This window comes from Pseudomonas sp. P2S-1, from assembly GCF_057197725.1.
In genome coordinates this window covers 4,734,111-4,749,067 of record NZ_CM170068.1, presented here as the reverse complement: position 1 = coordinate 4,749,067, position 14,957 = coordinate 4,734,111, and the positions used below count along the sequence as shown (strand labels likewise).

The following is a 14,957-nucleotide window of genomic DNA, read 5'->3' as shown; positions in this document are numbered from 1 at the left end:
TTTTATTATTTTCAGGCCTATAAACCGCGCCCTTATAGTCACCACCACTTTCACAACAAGACTGGGGACAGGGCATGACGATTTCCGTTTTCACCAAACGCATTCTCGGTGTCGGCGCGGGCATTCTGCTGGGCGCCAGCCTGCTCGGCCAGGCCGTGGCCGGCGAGCAGTTGCAGACCATCAAGGACAAGGGCGTGATCAACGTCGGCCTTGAAGGCACCTACCCGCCGTTCAGCTTCGTCGACGAGAACGGCAAGCTCACCGGCTTCGAGGTCGAGTTGTCGGAAGCCTTGGCCAAGGAGCTGGGGGTCAAGGCCAAGGTCCAGCCGACCAAGTGGGACGGCATCCTAGCCGCCCTGGAATCCAAGCGCCTGGACGTGGTGGTCAACCAGGTCACCATCTCCGACGAGCGCAAGAAGAAATACGACTTCTCCGAGCCCTACACCGTGTCCGGGATCCAGGCGCTGATCCTGAAGAAGAAGGCCGCCGACCTGAAGATCAACGCCGCTGCCGATCTGGCCGGCAAGAAGGTCGGCGTGGGCCTGGGCACCAACTACGAGCAGTGGGTGAAACAGGCCGTGCCACAGGCCGACGTGCGTACCTACGAGGATGACCCGAGCAAGTTCGCCGACCTGCGCAACGGCCGCATCGACGCGATCCTGATCGACCGCCTGGCTGCCCTGGAATACGCGCAGAAGGCCAAGGACACTGAACTGGCCGGCGCCGCCTTCTCGCGCCTGGAGTCCGGCGTGGCCCTGCGCAAGGGCGAGCCGGAACTGCTCGACGCCATCAACAAGGCCATCGACAAGCTACGCGCCGACGGCACGCTGGCCAAGCTGTCGGAGAAATACTTCGGTGCTGACGTCACTCAATGATCGCTGAAAGCCTGCAACTGGTTGCCGACTCCACACCCTTCCTGCTGAAGGGCGCTGGCTATACGGTGCTGCTCAGCGTCGGCGGGATGTTCTTCGGCCTGGTCCTGGGCTTTGCCCTGGCCCTGATGCGCCTGTCGAAGATCCTCCCGCTGGACTGGCTGGCGCGGATCTATGTGTCGTTCTTCCGCGGTACGCCGCTGCTGGTGCAGCTGTTCGTCATCTACTTCGGCATGCCGCAGATCGGTATCGAGCTCGATCCGATCCCGGCGTCCCTGATCGGCCTGTCGTTGAACATGGCCGCCTATATCTGCGAAATCCTCCGCGCGGCGATCTCTTCCATCGACCGCGGCCAGTGGGAAGCCGCCGCCAGCATCGGCATGACCCGCACCCAGGCGATGCGCCGGGCGATCCTGCCGCAAGCCTTGCGCACGGCCCTGCCGCCACTGGGCAACAGCTTCATCTCGCTGGTCAAGGACACCGCCCTGGCCGCCACCATCCAGGTGCCCGAGCTGTTCCGCCAGGCGCAGCTGATCACGGCGCGGACCTTCGAGGTCTTCACCATGTACCTGGCCGTGGCGGTGATCTACTGGATCCTCTGCAGCATCCTCGCCCACTTCCAGCACCGCATGGAGGCCCGGGTCAACCGGCATGACCAGGAGCCGCAGCGATGATCCGCGTGCAAGGCCTGAACAAGCAGTTCAACGGCAATACCGTGCTCAAGGACATCGACCTGACCGTCGAGCCCGGCGAAGTGATCGCCATCATCGGCCCCAGCGGCTCGGGCAAGACCACCTTCCTGCGCTGCCTCAACCTGCTGGAAACCCCCGACGGCGGGACCATCCAGGTCGGCGACGTGGAGATCGACGCCAGCCGCCCGCTCAAGCAGCAGGGCGGGCTGATCCGCCGTCTGCGCCAGCAGGTCGGTTTCGTCTTCCAGAACTTCAATCTGTTCCCCCACCGCACCGCGCTGGAGAACGTGATCGAAGGCCCGCTGATCGTGAAGAAAACACCCCATGAGCAGGCGGCGGCCTTGGGCCGGGCACTGCTGGCCAAGGTCGGCCTCGCGGGCAAGGAAGACGCCTATCCCCGGCGTCTTTCCGGCGGCCAGCAACAGCGCGTGGCCATCGCCCGGGCACTGGCGATGGAGCCCCAGGTAATCCTCTTCGACGAACCCACCTCGGCCCTCGACCCGGAGCTGGTCGGCGAAGTGCTGGCGACCATCCGCGACCTCGCCAAAGAGCAGCGCACCATGATCATCGTCACCCACGAAATGAACTTCGCCCGCGACGTGGCCAACCGGGTGATCTTCTTCGACAAGGGGGTGATCGTCGAACAGGGCGAGGCCAAGGCATTGTTCGCCAACCCGCAGCAGGAGCGGACACGGCAGTTTCTCGGCAAGATCCTCGGCGCGAACAGCGTCGGCTGAGGCACAATGGGGCAGTATTGATTCGCATTATTGCCGAATCACTCCTGAAACCCGCCTGCAAGAAGGATCTCCATGAAGTGGCTCGTTTCACGCCCGGCACATTGGCTGGGCCTGCTGTTCTGCCTGTTCACCCTCAACCTGGCCCAGGCCGCGGAGGACGGGCGCGACCGCTCCGTCACCGTGGAACAGGACGCCCGCCAGTACCGCGTTGAAGCGGACGGCAGCTACGACCTGCGCCATGAGCTGGTGTTCAGGATCGAGGAAGAACGCGCGATCAAGACCACCGCCCAGCAATCGCTGCCCTACAACCGCACCCTGGAAACCCTCGAGGTAGTCGAGGCGTATACCGAGAAGCCCGACGGCCGCAAGGTCCAGGTCAGCGCCGAGCAGATCAAGGAACAGCAGCAACAGGCCTCGGCCGATGCGCCGATGTTCCTCGACAGCCTGGTCAAGGTGGTGATCTTCCCCGAGGTCGCCGTGGGCGACCGCCTGGTGCTGAGCTACAAGCGCCATCGCAATACCGCGCTGTTCCCCGGCCAGTTCGAGGACACGGTGTTCCCCTATATCTACCCGGTGAAGCAGATGAGCGTGGTCTACGACCTGCCCGCTGCCCTGGCACTGCATGCCGATGCCCATGATTTCAAGGCGTCCAGCCCGCAGGCCGGGACCGGGCGCAAGGTCTGGCGCTGGGACTACCAGCACGATGCGCAACCGCGCATGGAGCTGGGTTCGGTGTCGTACTCGGATTACGGCCAGTACCTGGCGGTCTCGACCTTCGCCAGCTATGAAAGCTTCGCCAAGGCCTACGCCGAGCGTTCGCAATTCGAAGTGACCCCGGCCATCGCCGAGCTGGCCAAATCCCTGACCGCCAAGGTCAGCGATCCTCGCGCCAAGGCCCTGGTGCTGAGCGACTGGGTGCGCAAGAACGTGCGCTTCGTCGCCGTCTATATCGGCGCGGGTGGCGTGGTGCCGCATGCCGCCGAGACCGTGCTGAACAACCGCTACGGCGACTGCAAGGACCATGTCGCGCTGCTCGGCGCCCTGCTTGCCGCCGTGGATATCCACAGCACCCCGGCACTGATCAACCTCGGCAACGCCTACCAGTTGCCCAAGGTGCCGACGCTCGGCGTGATCAACCACGCCATCACCTATATCGCGCAGCTCGATCTCTACCTCGACCCGACCATGAAGGGCATCGCCGCCGGCTTCCTGCCGCTGCCGGACATGGACAAGCCGGTGGTGCTGATCGATTCGGGCACCCTCGCCCGCACGCCGAAAACCCAGCCCAGCTCGGTGAAGAGCCGCACCACCTTCAGCATCGCCGAGAACGGCGAGGCGGACTTCAGCAGTGATTCGGTCATCGAAGGCTGGGGCGCCGAGCTGAACCGCTACGGCCTGCGCAACATGGCGCCGGGCGAGCGCGACATGCTGGTGCAGCGCATCCTCAGCAGCTACGGCCACTCCGGTATCGGCCGGGTCGAGGGCAAGAAGCTCGACAAGCAGGGCCATGGTTTCCAGATGCAGATCAGCGGCCACCTGCGCAACCTGGTCAATCTGCCCGGCCCCATCGGCGTGCCGACCCTGAGCAGCTTTGCCGGCGGTATCGCGCAGAACGCCCAGGGCTTCATCAGCGAAAAAGTGCGCAAGCAGCCGTTCCTGTGCATCTCCAGCGTGAGCGAGGAGCACGCGCGCTTCGACTTCCCGGCCGACGTGCAGATCATCGCCACCCCTAAACCGGTATCGCTGAAAACCGCCAGCCTCGACTACAGCGCCGACTACCGCCGCGAAGGCAACAGCGTGGTGGTGACCCGGCGCATGGACTTCCGCAACGACGGCTCGACCTGCACGCCGGAACAACTGCGCGACTTGATGCCGACGGTGGAGGTGCTGATCAAGGACCTGAACAGCCAGGTGATCGTGCAACAGGGCTGAAAACCCGGGGGCAGGACGGAAAACACGCGGCCATGACGTTTTTCAATAGCGTCGATGCCGCAAACCGCCTTGCCCCTTTGTCCGTCCTGCACGATTCTTGAGGGTATCTGCCTACCAACACCACCCCATGCAGAGGGCCCGCAATGAAAACCGTGGCACAGCTATTGAAGTTGAAGTCGCAGCACAACGACCAGGTCTACACCATCGCGCCGCACCAGACGGTGCTCGAGGCCCTGATGGTGATGGCCGAAAAGAATGTCGGGGCGCTGCCGGTGGTCCAGGATGGCGAGGTGGTGGGCATCGTCAGCGAGCGCGACTATGCGCGCAAGATGGTGCTCAAGGGGCGCTCGTCGGTGCGTACCGAGGTGCGCGATATCATGAGTTCGCCGGTGATCACCGTCGACTCGCACCAGAGCGTCGACACCTGCATGACCATGATGACCAACAGTCACCTGCGCCACCTGCCGGTGGTGGAGGACGGCAAACTGCTCGGCCTGCTGTCGATCGGCGACCTGGTCAAGGAAGCCATCGCCGAGCAGGCCGATCTGATTCGCCAACTGGAAGGTTATATCCGCGGCGAGTGACGCTAGCGGTATTCACCCTCGAGCTCATCGAGCTGATGATCGAAACTGCGCAACCGCGCCGACCAGGTGTACACCAGCACCTCGAGGTCGCGGTTGAGCACGGCTGCGCCGCGGCGTGAGCTCTGCTGCGAATCGCACAGGTCAAGCTGGTAGCGTTCGCGGGCCATGGCCGTGGCCACGCTGGACAGCTCGCGGGCGTTATTCAGCCAGTGGCGGTGACGGTCGTGGGTTTCCTGGTCGAGTTCCTGGCATTGCGTCTTCAGCGCTTCGAGGCTGCGTTCCAGCGGCGTGCCTTCAAGCTCGCCCATGACTTCCTGGAAGGTCCGACCCGGTTGCCAGTAACTGCCCCAGAAATAGCGGTCGAACACGGTTTCGACGCGGCGCAGGGCAACCTTGGTGTTCCAGATCGCCACCAGCGTTCGTCCTTGCTCCAGTTGCCGCCGGCGCGTCTTGAGCAACTGCCAGCGTATCCACGCCAGTGCACTCAACGCGAAGGCGGCGATCAGGCCGGCGGCTCCGTAAAGGAACTGGCGGGCCTGTTCGAGCTGGTGGATGTCCCTGACCCCGTAGAAATAACCGGTAGTCAGCAGGCCCAGGGCTGTCACGGCAGCCCAGAAGCCAACGGCATAGGGGTCTTTCATTGGCGCTGTCCCCTTGTTGTTTTTTTCTGAGCATAGCAACGCCAATGAAGCTCATAGGGTGCCGCTCAGCGTTTATTTCTGAGGGCCACGTTGAGTTGATCGATGGTCATGATCCAGTCGGAATCGGCGATGTATTCCGCCTTGAGGAACGCGCGCTGGGCATCGCTCCAGAATGGCGCGTCGACCAGCTTGATTTCGTTCTTCAGCGGGGAGTGGCTGGTGAGGAATTGCTGGATGCTGGTGGCATCGGAAGGCAGGCCGAGTTGCTCGAACAGGGCGGAGAATTCGTGGTGGGACAGGTCCATGGGGCACTCCTTTGGGCGGGTTGATAAGGGATTGATTGCCTGAAGGAGTGAAAGTTTAGGCCAGGTAATTTGTGGTGTTGTTTAGGGCCTCATCGCTGGCAAGCCAGCTCCCACAGGGTTCGGCAGCGCCGCGGACACTGTGGGAGCTGGCTTGCCAGCGATGGCGGCCTACCAGCCACCACCAAGGGCCAGGAACAACCCGATCTGCCCCATCGCCACCTGGGTATTCGCTGTAGCCAACTGAGCCCGCATATCGGTATAGGTCCGGGTCGCCTCCAGGTCCGCCAGGAACGACGCCCGCCCCGCCTGATAGAAGCGGTGCGTCTGGTCCGCCGCCAGCTTCGCCGAGCGCTCCGCCTCTTCCAGCGCATCGCGCCGGTCCAGCAGTGCGCTGTATTGCGACAGGCTGGTCTGGGTCTCGCGAATGGCGTTCAACACCACCCCGTCGAAGTTCGCCAGCGCCGCCTGGGTGCTGGCCTCGGCCTCACGAATCCGCGCCCGCGAGCCATTGGTCGGCACCGTCCAGGTCAGCAGCGGGCCGAAGCCCCAGCGATTGGTCGCCGGCTTGCCGAGGTTTTCCAGGATACCGATGGTCCCCACCTGCGCGCCGATGCTGATATCCGGATACAGCTGCCCGGTGGCCACGCCAATGGTCGCGGTGGACGCCGCGAGCAGGCGCTCGGCCCGGCGCACATCCGGCCGCCGCTTGAGCAGCGCGGCGCCGTCACCCACCGGCAACAGCTGGGCGATATGCGGCAGCTCGGCGCAGTCGGCGGTGCCGGCCGGCAGTTGATCAACCGGTTTGGCCAGCAGCATCGACAAGGTGTACAAACCCGCATCCCGCGCCGCCTGGTAACGCGGCAGCTCGGCCCGCAGCGATTTGAAACGGGTCTCGGTACGGGTCACCTGGGTCTCGTCGCCACGCCCGGCATCGCGCAGGCGCCGGGTCAGGCTGACGCTCTGGTCCTGCAGGTCCAGCGATTCCCGGGCGATGTGATACTCCTCGTTGGCCGCGCAAACCTGGGTGTAGGCCCGCACCACATCGGCCACCACGGTGATCCGCGCCGTGTCCGCCGCCGCCTGCACCGCGTCGGCATTGGCCTGGGCCGCCTCGACGCCGCGCTTCAGCGTGCCCCACAGGTCGAACTGGTAGGACGCGCTGATGATCGCCTCGCCGATATTCGCCACCGGCACCTTGTCCGCCAGCAGGAAGGCCTCGCCGGACTCCTGCAGGCGCTGCGCACCAAGCTTCACGCCACCATTGAAGCCGCCTTGCGCCTCGGCCTCCTCGACCTGGGCGCGGGCCCGGGCGATGTTCGCCGCCGCCACGCGTAGTTCGCTGTTGGCCGCCAGCGCCTGGTTGACCAGGGTGTCCAGGCGATCATCGCGGTACAGCCGCCACCAGTCCTTGGGCACCGGTGCCGAGACCACGCTGTCGGCATCGGCGCGCAGTTGCCCCTGCAGGTCGCTACGGTTGAACGCAGCCTTCTCCGGCAGGTGGTAATCCGGCCCGACCATCTGGCAGGCCGAGAGCATCAGGCTCAGGCCGAGCAACGACAGCCTTTTCATGGCCGGGCGTCCTCGATGATCGACACGGTGGCGGTGCGTCCGGCGATCAGGCGGAAGTCCGCCGGCACTTCGTCGAAGGCGATGCGCACCGGAATCCGCTGGGCCAGGCGCACCCAGCTGAACGCCGGGTTGACGTTGGGCAGCAGGTTGGCGCCGCTGCTGCGGTCACGGTCCTCGATGCCGGCGACGATGCTTTGCACATGGCCGCGCAGGCGGGTGTTGTCACCCATCACGCGGATATCCACGGCCTGGCCGACATGGATGCCGGACAGCTTGGTTTCCTCGAAATAGCCATCGACGTGGTACGACTCGCTGTCCACCACCGCCAGCACCGGGCGCCCGGCACTGACGAACTCGTGGGCCCGCGGCGCACGGTCGTTGAGGTAGCCGTTGACCGGGCTGCGGATCACCGAGCGGTCGAGGTTCAACTGCGCGGCATCCACCGCCACCTGGGCTTCGTCCAGCGCCGACTGGGCGCGGGCCTGGCGCGACTGGCTCTCTTCCAGTTGCTCGGCAGCGACCAGGTTGCCCAGGCCCTTGTTGCGCCTGGCCTCGCGCTGCGCCTGGGCCAGGGTTTCCTTACGTTCGGCCAGGGTTGCCTGGGCCTGGCGCAGGGCCAGGCGGAAGCGGTCCTGGTCGATGGTGAAGAGCACGTCGCCGCGCTTGATCGGCTGGTTGTCGCGGACCGCGACCTCCTGGATCAGGCCGGAGACGTCGGGGGCGATCTGGATCACGTCGGCGCGGATATGCCCGTCGCGGGTCCAGGGGGCGAACATGTAGTACAGGACCATCTGCCAGACCAGCACGGTCGCCAGGGTCACTACCAGCAGCGTCAGGACCACGCGGCCCAGGGTCAACAAAGGTTTTTTCATGGCAGCATCAGGCTTCGGCAAAAGTGGTCCAGCGTGCCAAGCAGCACGGCGTAGAGCGCAACGTTGAACAACGCCCGGTGCCAGACCAGGCGGTAGAAATGCAGGCGGTTGAGCACCGCGTGGATGCCGAGGAACAGCAGGTAGCTGACCAGCATCATCACCAGCAGCGTGGGCAGGAACACCCCGCTGATATCCAGTTCACCGATCACAGGGGTGCTCCGTCTAGGCCATAGGGCAGTTGCGATTGCGGATCGGGTTCCAGCACCACTTCGACCCCTGGCAGCAGCGCCAGGCGCAGGCCGCTGAGGGCGTGGAGCAGGTGCAGGCGCGCTTCGGCGCAGCCTTCCATGGCGTCGAGGTTGAGGGCGCGGCGGGCCTTTTCCATGCTGCCCAGCAGCGCGGGCGGGGCATGCTGGCGTTCACCGGCGTCGAGGCACGCCTGGAAGTGGCCGCCGACTTCCTCGATGACTTTCTCCAGCGCCGCACGGGGCTCCGGGGTCGCCCGTGGCAGGTAGGCGAGCAGGTCCAGCAGGTTCAGGCCCACGCGCAGGTCACGCAGGGCGGCGCCGCTGTCCTGGCCGGTCTGGCTCAGGCGTGGCAGGTGCTGCATCAGGCGGTCGAGCATCTGCACGCCGAGGCGGCGGTGTTCGGCCAGGGTCGCCGGCTGGGTCATGCCGACGATGTCGCGCCAGCTGAAGCGGGTCAGGCGCCGGGCCGCCAGCTCGACACCGAACGGGCGCATCACCAGGGTCCAGATAAAGGCGAACAGCAGGCCCACGGGGCCGGCGATATTGGCGTTGACGAAGGCGAGGAAGTCCGCGTCGTAGGCACCCTGGATACTGATGAAGGACGCCGTGTTGACGATGGTCAGCAAGGTGCCGAGGTAGAACTGCGGCTGCACGGTCAGGGTGCCGACGCAGATGAACGGCACGGCAAAGGCCAGCACCAGCATCGGGAAGTCGTGCAGGTTGGGCAGAACCAGGAACAGGTAGAGGCTGGCGAACACCACCGACAGGGTGGTCCAGAAGAAGAAGCGGTAGATCTGCGGCGCCGGGTCGTCCATGGCGGCGAAGAAGCTGCACGCCACCGCCGCGAGGATCACCGCGCTGGCACCGTCGGCCCAGCCGAGGGCGATCCACAGGCCGGTGGCCACGGCGATCGCCGAGAAGGTGGAGAACACCGAATAGAGCATCAGGCCGCGGTCGAGGAACGGCGTCAGGCGGCCCAGGCGCCAGTGCCGGTACACCGCACGCCACGGCGACAGGTCTTCGCTGGCGATGGCGTGCTTGAGGCTGCAGCAGTCCTGCCACAGGTCGATCCACTCGCCGAGGCGATAGAGGGCGTTGGACAGCAGCAGGCCGGGACGCTGGTCGAGGTCGGCGACGCTGGGCTGCAGGCGTTCGAGCTTTTCCCGCAGAGCTGCCCAGCGGGCTACCGGGGCCTCTGTCGCGGTGCCTTGCAGCCATTCGCGGGCTTCTTCCAGCAGGTCCTTGAGCTGCGCGGCCTGCTCCGGGGCTCGGCCTTCGAGGGCGAGCAAGGCGTCGTCGAGGGCGTCGATCACCGGCAGCAGGTGGATCATCCGGCCGCGCAGTTCGCGGGCGTTCTTCACCGTCTGCGGCCGTGCACCTTCGTGGGACAGCTGGCCGATCATCATTTCCAGGGTGTTGAAGGTCGCCACCATCGAGCCACGCAGGCTGGCCACGGTGTCGGCGGCGACATTGCGGGCGAGGAAGGTGTCGCAGTAGCTGATGGCGCCACTGAACCAGTTGCCGGTGGCGCCGACGAATACCGGGGTCAGCCGGCGTGGCCAGAACACTGCACCGACCACCGCCGCGCAGACGATGCCGAGGCAGATTTCCTGGGCCCGGGACGAGGCGATATCGAAGACCAGTTGCGGATTGTCCACCACCGGCAGGGCGATCATCGGCAGGGTGTAGCCGGCCAGCATCAGGGTGTAGCTGTTAGCGGTGCGCAGGTGCAGGGAGAGGAACAGCAGGGTCGCGGTCCACAGCGCTACGGCCAGGGTCAGCAGCACCGGCGCCTGTACCAGCAAGGGCACCAGGAACACCGCGCCGGCAGCCCCCAGCAAGGTGCCCACGGCGCGGTACAGGGCCTTGGAGCTGGTCGGGCCGACGAAGGGGCTGGAGACGATATACACGGTTGCCATCGCCCAGTACGGCCGCGGCAGTTGCAGCAGCAGGGCGATATACAGGGCGATCATCGACGCGGCGAAGGTGCGCACGCCGTAGAACCAGTCCCGGGCGGGCGGCATCGAGCTGAAGAAGTGTTTCACAGAGGCAGGCCCGGCGAGCGCTGCGCCGCCTCTTCGAAGGCTTTCACCACGCGCAGGGCGGCTTCGAGGTCGGCGGCGGGGATGTCCTTGAGCACGTCGCGGCGCAGGCGCACCAGTTCGCCTTCGATGGCTTCGGCCAGCTCGCGGCCCTGGTCGGTCAGGGACAGCGCCTTGGCCCGGCGGTCGCCCGGGTCTTCGCAGCGGCAGACGTAGCCGGCGTTGCACAGCTGGTCGAGCAGGCGCACCAGGGACGGGCTTTCCACCCCGACCGCCTGGGCCACCGCGACCTGATGCACACCATCGCCGAGGCGCAGGATCATCAGCAGCGGCACGGCACAGGCCTCGCTGATACCGAAGCGCGCCAGGGTGGTCTGGCAGATGCGCCGCCAACTGCGGCTGGCCATGACCATGCCGCTGCTGGTGTTCAGTTGCAGAGCTTCGAGCTTCATGGGGAATATTCATAGTTTGCTAACTATCAATATTGGTCGAAGGTGCGGGGAGCGTCAATAGCCGTCTGGGAGATGAAAACCCACCAGACAACGGAGAACCCTGTGGGAGCTGGCTTGCCAGCGATTTGGCCAGACCTGACAACATCTTTGTCATTGCCGGCCCTATCGCTGGCAAGCCAGCTCCCACAGGGTTTTGTGCAGGTTTTCAGAAGGGTGTTCCCTCAGGGGCGAAGCTGATCCTCGACCTTCATCGCCAACGCCAGCGGGCTACCCAGCCCGATCGCCTGATCGCGCCAGAACAGATAGCGCAGCTCATTGCCCCCCACCTGGAAATGCAAGGCCAGTTCTTCCGCCGCCTGCACCACCCCGGCCACCGCCGCCAGCTCCAGCCAGTACACCCCGGCGCGACTGTCGGCATTGACCTGAAACCCGTGCAGCAAGCGATACCCCGCCTCGAACCGGCAACGCGCATCACCCCGCTGAGCCCCGCGCAGAAACCACTCATAAGCCCGCCGCGCATCCGTCTGCCATGGATTGGACTCGCCGTCGCTGTCGCAGACCTCTTCCTCGAACAGATCCCCCAGCGCCGCCGCCGCTTCCGCCAGCCCCGCCTCGAAGGCATGCCGGTAATACTCGGCGGCACTGGCATAGGCGATCTCCACGCCCTTGCCGAAGTAATACTGCTGCCCGAGGTTGAACCAGGCCACCGCACTCCCCTGCAACGCTGCCATGCGCAGCAGATGCCCGGCCAGCACCGGATCGGCGCGCCAGTAACGCCCGTTCAGCCAGATCCAGCCGAGGTCGTTGAGCGCCGCCACGCTGCCGTCCAGCGCCTGCCCCCGCAGGTCGGCATAGACCGCCTGCAGGTCCGGCGCTTCATCCAGCAGGCTGACCAGGCTGAAGCTCTCCCCCAGCACCGCACGCTGCGCCGGCATGCCCACGCCGCTGTACAGCCGCCGCATATGCGCACGCCCCGGCGCAGGTACCACCCGCTCCGGCAACAGGCGCCCGAGCATCGAATAGATATTGCTGGCAGCTGACATGTTCATCCTCATGGAACCGCCCTCCTTCTTGGCTTCCTTCTGGGCGTCGAGGCGTGATTCTGCGCAGCGTCACGACAAAACCTGTCGCGAACGCGTTCGTCGGAGCGATTCAACGGATCATCCCTGAATTGGATAAATTAATGGCAAATTGCCATACACTGTGGCGATTACCCCGCTTTCGCCGCAAGCCTAGACAAGGACTCACCGTTTTGCCCTCCGCCACCACACGCGCCACCCTCAGTCGTCAATGGGAACTGCTGCGCCAGCTACCCAGCCGCTCGCCCGGCATTACCAGCGCGGAACTGGTGATGCGCCTCAAGGACGCCGGCTTCAACATCAGCAAGCGCAGTATCGAAAGGGATCTCAACGAGCTGTCGCTGATCTTTCCGCTGGAGCGCAACGACCGCAGCATTCCCTATGGTTGGTATTGGGCAGCGAATGCCTGTGTAGAGTTGCGTGGGCTGAGTGTCAGCGAGGCATTGAGCCTGGCGTTGGTCGAGGAAGCGGTGCGTCCGCTGCTGCCCGGGAGCATGCTCAAGGGCCTGGATGCGCGCTTCGCCCATGCCCGGCAGAAGCTGGAAACCCTGTCGTCGGAAAACAAGGCGGCGCGCTGGCTGGACAAGGTCGCCAGCGTGCGCCCGGAAATGAACATGCGCGCTCCGGAGGTCTCGGACAGCATCCTCGAAACCGTGCAGAAGGCCCTGCTCGACGAGCAGCAGTTGCAGGCCCTGTACTACTCGGCGCACCACGACCGTAGCGTCGAGCTGACCCTCAACCCGCTGGCCCTGATCCAGCGCGGCCAGGTGGCCTACCTGATCGCCACGGCGCAGCCCTACGAGGATATCCGCCAGTTCGCCGTGCACCGCTTCCGCCAGTTGAGCGTGCTCGATACGCCGGCCCTGGGCCTGGACGACTTCGACCTGCAAGCCTACCTGCGCAGCGACGCCCTGCAGTTCGGCAGCGCGGAGAAGATCGAGCTGCATGCCTGGATCAGCGACAACCTGGCCCGCCGGATGCGCGAAACGCCGTTGTCGCCGGACATGCAGTTGATCGACCTGGAAGACGGCCACCGCCTGCAGGCCACGGTCAGCAACAGCTGGAGCCTGCGCTGGTGGCTGCTGAGCCAGGGCGACGAGCTGGTGGTGGAACAGCCGCCGGCCTTGCGCCAGTTGATCTCGCAGACCCTGAGCAGTGCGGCGGCGGCGTATCAGGAAGAGTGACTAGCGTTGCATGCCCCAGCGGCGCACGGTCACCCGCTCCAATGCGTTGAACACCAGGCTCTCCACCAGCAAGCCGATCAGGATCACCACTGCGAGCCCGGCGAACACCTTGTCGGTGTACAGCTCGTTGCGGTTCTGGAAGATGTACCAGCCCAGCCCGCCCTTGCCGCTGGTGGCGCCGAACACCAGCTCGGCGGCGATCAGCGTGCGCCAGGCGAAGGCCCAGCCGATCTTCAGCCCGGAGAGGATCGACGGCAGCGCCGCCGGCACCAGGATATGCAGGACCAGGCGCAGCCCACGCAGGCCGTAGTTGCGCCCGGCCATGCGCAGCGTTTCGTTGACCCCGAGGAAGCCGGCGTAGGTATTCAGCGCCAGCGCCCACAGCACCGAGTGCACCAGCACGAAGATCAGGCTGTTCTCGCCCAGCCCGAACCACAGCAGTGCCAGCGGCAGCAGGGCGATGGCCGGCAACGGGTTGAACATCGAGGTCAGGGTGCCGAGCAGGTCGCGGCCGAACTGGGTCGAGACCGCCAGGCTGGTCAGGCCGAAGGCCAGGATGATGCCCAGCACATAGCCCTTGATCAGCACCACCAGCGACACGCCGACCTTGGCCGGCAGCTCGCCGCTGAGCATGCCGTCCCACAGGGCCTGGGCGGTTTGCAGGAAGGTCGGCAGCAGCAGGTCGTTGCCCTGGTAGCGCGCGGCGGCCTCCCAGAGCACGGCGATCAGCAACAGGATCACGCTCTTGCGCAGCCAGCCGTGCTGCCACAGGCGCTGGATCAGCGGCAGTTCGCGCTCCAGCGCAACACCGTCCCACGGCTGCAGGGCGATTTCATATTCCCGACGCGGGGAGGATTGGATAGTCATGGTGAAGCTCCCGGTCAGTAGGCGATACGGATATCGGTGAAGCCCAGCTCGGTATCGGCGGCCGGGGCCTGGCCGTCCTCGAACAGCAGGCTGTGGATGCGCCGGGCACTGGCCTGGAAATCGGCGCCGCCGAGGCTGTGCAGGTCGTATTGATGGCTGTGGATCTCGGCCCGCACACGCCCCGGATGAGGCGACAGCAGCAGGATGCGGTTACCCACCACCAGGGCTTCCTCGATGGAGTGGGTGACGAACAACAGGGTGAAACGCACCTCCTCCCAGAGCGCCAGCAGTTCTTCCTGCATCTTGCGGCGGGTCAGGGCGTCGAGGGCGGCGAAGGGCTCGTCCATCAGCAGGATCTTCGGCTGCATGGCCAGGGCGCGAGCGATGGACACCCGTGCCTTCATGCCGCCGGACAGGGTGTGCGGGTAGGCGTCGGCGAAAGCGGCCAGGCCGACTTTCTCCAGGTACTCCAGCGCCCGCTGTTCGGCCTCGGCCCGCTTCAGGGTACCGGACACCAGCAGCGGGAACATGACGTTCTGCTTCACCGTCTTCCACGGCGGCAACTGGTCGAACTCCTGGAACACCACGATGCGGTCCGGCCCCGGACCATGCACCGCCTGGCCTTGCAGGCGGATGCTGCCTTCGCTCGGCTCGATGAAGCCGCCGACCGCCTTGAGCAAGGTGGACTTGCCGCAGCCCGAGGGCCCGAGCAGGACGAAGCGATCGCCCTTGTCCACTTCGAAACTGACCTGGTGGGTGGCCCGCACCACGCGCTGGGCGGTGCGGTATTCCAGGCTGAGGTTGTCCACCTGCAACAGCGGTGGGGTGTCTATGCGGCTCAGCTTGCTGGCCGTGTGGCCTTGCAGTTGGGCGGTCATGAA

General features: G+C 65.4%; 16 protein-coding genes. 6 read left to right on the top strand and 10 right to left on the bottom strand.

Features of this window, described 5'->3' with window-relative positions; translation table 11 throughout:
- The first annotated feature begins 74 nt into the window (after nt 1–74).
- The 5 genes from tcyJ to AC2CQI_RS21245 all read left to right on the top strand — a co-directional run bounded on the left by tcyJ (nt 75) and on the right by AC2CQI_RS21245 (nt 4,817).
- Complete coding sequence (tcyJ, locus tag AC2CQI_RS21265) at nt 75–875, top strand: cystine ABC transporter substrate-binding protein (RefSeq protein WP_075805893.1); 801 nt, start codon at nt 75–77, stop codon at nt 873–875.
- Nucleotides 872–1,546, top strand: coding sequence for a cystine ABC transporter permease (gene tcyL, locus AC2CQI_RS21260; RefSeq protein WP_075805892.1), 675 nt, complete (start codon nt 872–874; stop codon nt 1,544–1,546). Before tcyJ ends, tcyL begins: the two co-directional genes overlap by 4 nt.
- Nucleotides 1,543–2,301 carry an L-cystine ABC transporter ATP-binding protein TcyN gene (gene tcyN, locus AC2CQI_RS21255; RefSeq protein WP_075805891.1) on the top strand — a complete coding sequence of 253 codons (759 nt, stop codon included), beginning with the start codon at nt 1,543–1,545 and terminating at the stop codon, nt 2,299–2,301. Before tcyL ends, tcyN begins: the two co-directional genes overlap by 4 nt.
- A gap of 72 nt (nt 2,302–2,373) precedes the next feature.
- Entirely contained in the window at nt 2,374–4,233 is a 1,860-nt protein-coding gene (locus tag AC2CQI_RS21250; RefSeq protein ID WP_484577789.1) for a DUF3857 domain-containing transglutaminase family protein, read from the top strand.
- Nucleotides 4,234–4,376: 143 nt separating this feature from the next.
- Nucleotides 4,377–4,817: a CBS domain-containing protein gene (locus tag AC2CQI_RS21245; protein WP_484577788.1), complete on the top strand. Its 441-nt coding sequence runs from the start codon at nt 4,377–4,379 to the stop codon at nt 4,815–4,817.
- Between the two features lie 2 nt (nt 4,818–4,819).
- Here the strand turns inward: AC2CQI_RS21245 and AC2CQI_RS21240 are convergent, their stop codons facing one another.
- The 8 genes from AC2CQI_RS21240 to AC2CQI_RS21205 all read right to left on the bottom strand — a co-directional run bounded on the left by AC2CQI_RS21240 (nt 4,820) and on the right by AC2CQI_RS21205 (nt 11,989).
- Nucleotides 4,820–5,458: an NADH:ubiquinone oxidoreductase subunit N gene (locus tag AC2CQI_RS21240; RefSeq protein ID WP_075805888.1), complete on the bottom strand. Its 639-nt coding sequence runs from the start codon at nt 5,456–5,458 to the stop codon at nt 4,820–4,822.
- A 65-nt stretch (nt 5,459–5,523) separates the two neighbouring features.
- Nucleotides 5,524–5,763, bottom strand: a complete 240-nt coding sequence (locus AC2CQI_RS21235; RefSeq protein WP_009396560.1) for a DUF2789 domain-containing protein — start codon at nt 5,761–5,763, stop codon at nt 5,524–5,526.
- A 168-nt stretch (nt 5,764–5,931) separates the two neighbouring features.
- On the bottom strand, nt 5,932–7,332 hold the full coding sequence (locus tag AC2CQI_RS21230; protein ID WP_484577787.1) for an efflux transporter outer membrane subunit: 1,401 nt from the start codon (nt 7,330–7,332) through the stop codon (nt 5,932–5,934).
- Nucleotides 7,329–8,204, bottom strand: coding sequence for an efflux RND transporter periplasmic adaptor subunit (locus AC2CQI_RS21225; protein WP_075805886.1), 876 nt, complete (start codon nt 8,202–8,204; stop codon nt 7,329–7,331). The genes AC2CQI_RS21230 and AC2CQI_RS21225 overlap by 4 nt, the downstream gene beginning before the upstream one ends.
- Nucleotides 8,201–8,413, bottom strand: a complete 213-nt coding sequence (locus AC2CQI_RS21220) for a DUF1656 domain-containing protein (protein ID WP_009396566.1) — start codon at nt 8,411–8,413, stop codon at nt 8,201–8,203. Before AC2CQI_RS21220 ends, AC2CQI_RS21225 begins: the two co-directional genes overlap by 4 nt.
- Nucleotides 8,410–10,497: an FUSC family protein gene (locus tag AC2CQI_RS21215; RefSeq protein WP_484577786.1), complete on the bottom strand. Its 2,088-nt coding sequence runs from the start codon at nt 10,495–10,497 to the stop codon at nt 8,410–8,412. Before AC2CQI_RS21215 ends, AC2CQI_RS21220 begins: the two co-directional genes overlap by 4 nt.
- On the bottom strand, nt 10,494–10,946 hold the full coding sequence (locus AC2CQI_RS21210) for a MarR family winged helix-turn-helix transcriptional regulator (protein ID WP_075805885.1): 453 nt from the start codon (nt 10,944–10,946) through the stop codon (nt 10,494–10,496). The genes AC2CQI_RS21215 and AC2CQI_RS21210 overlap by 4 nt, the downstream gene beginning before the upstream one ends.
- Nucleotides 10,947–11,167: 221 nt before the next feature.
- Nucleotides 11,168–11,989 (bottom strand): tetratricopeptide repeat protein, encoded by an 822-nt coding sequence (locus AC2CQI_RS21205; RefSeq protein WP_484577785.1) that lies wholly within the window; start codon nt 11,987–11,989, stop codon nt 11,168–11,170.
- A gap of 209 nt (nt 11,990–12,198) precedes the next feature.
- Here AC2CQI_RS21205 and AC2CQI_RS21200 point away from each other — a divergent pair, with 209 nt between their 5' ends.
- Entirely contained in the window at nt 12,199–13,209 is a 1,011-nt protein-coding gene (locus AC2CQI_RS21200; protein ID WP_484577784.1) for a helix-turn-helix transcriptional regulator, read from the top strand.
- Here AC2CQI_RS21200 and AC2CQI_RS21195 read toward each other — a convergent pair whose 3' ends face one another.
- Nucleotides 13,210–14,076: an ABC transporter permease gene (locus AC2CQI_RS21195; protein ID WP_484577783.1), complete on the bottom strand. Its 867-nt coding sequence runs from the start codon at nt 14,074–14,076 to the stop codon at nt 13,210–13,212. It lies immediately after the preceding gene.
- A gap of 14 nt (nt 14,077–14,090) precedes the next feature.
- On the bottom strand, nt 14,091–14,954 hold the full coding sequence (locus AC2CQI_RS21190) for an ABC transporter ATP-binding protein (RefSeq protein WP_484577782.1): 864 nt from the start codon (nt 14,952–14,954) through the stop codon (nt 14,091–14,093).
- Nucleotides 14,955–14,957 lie beyond the last annotated feature (3 nt).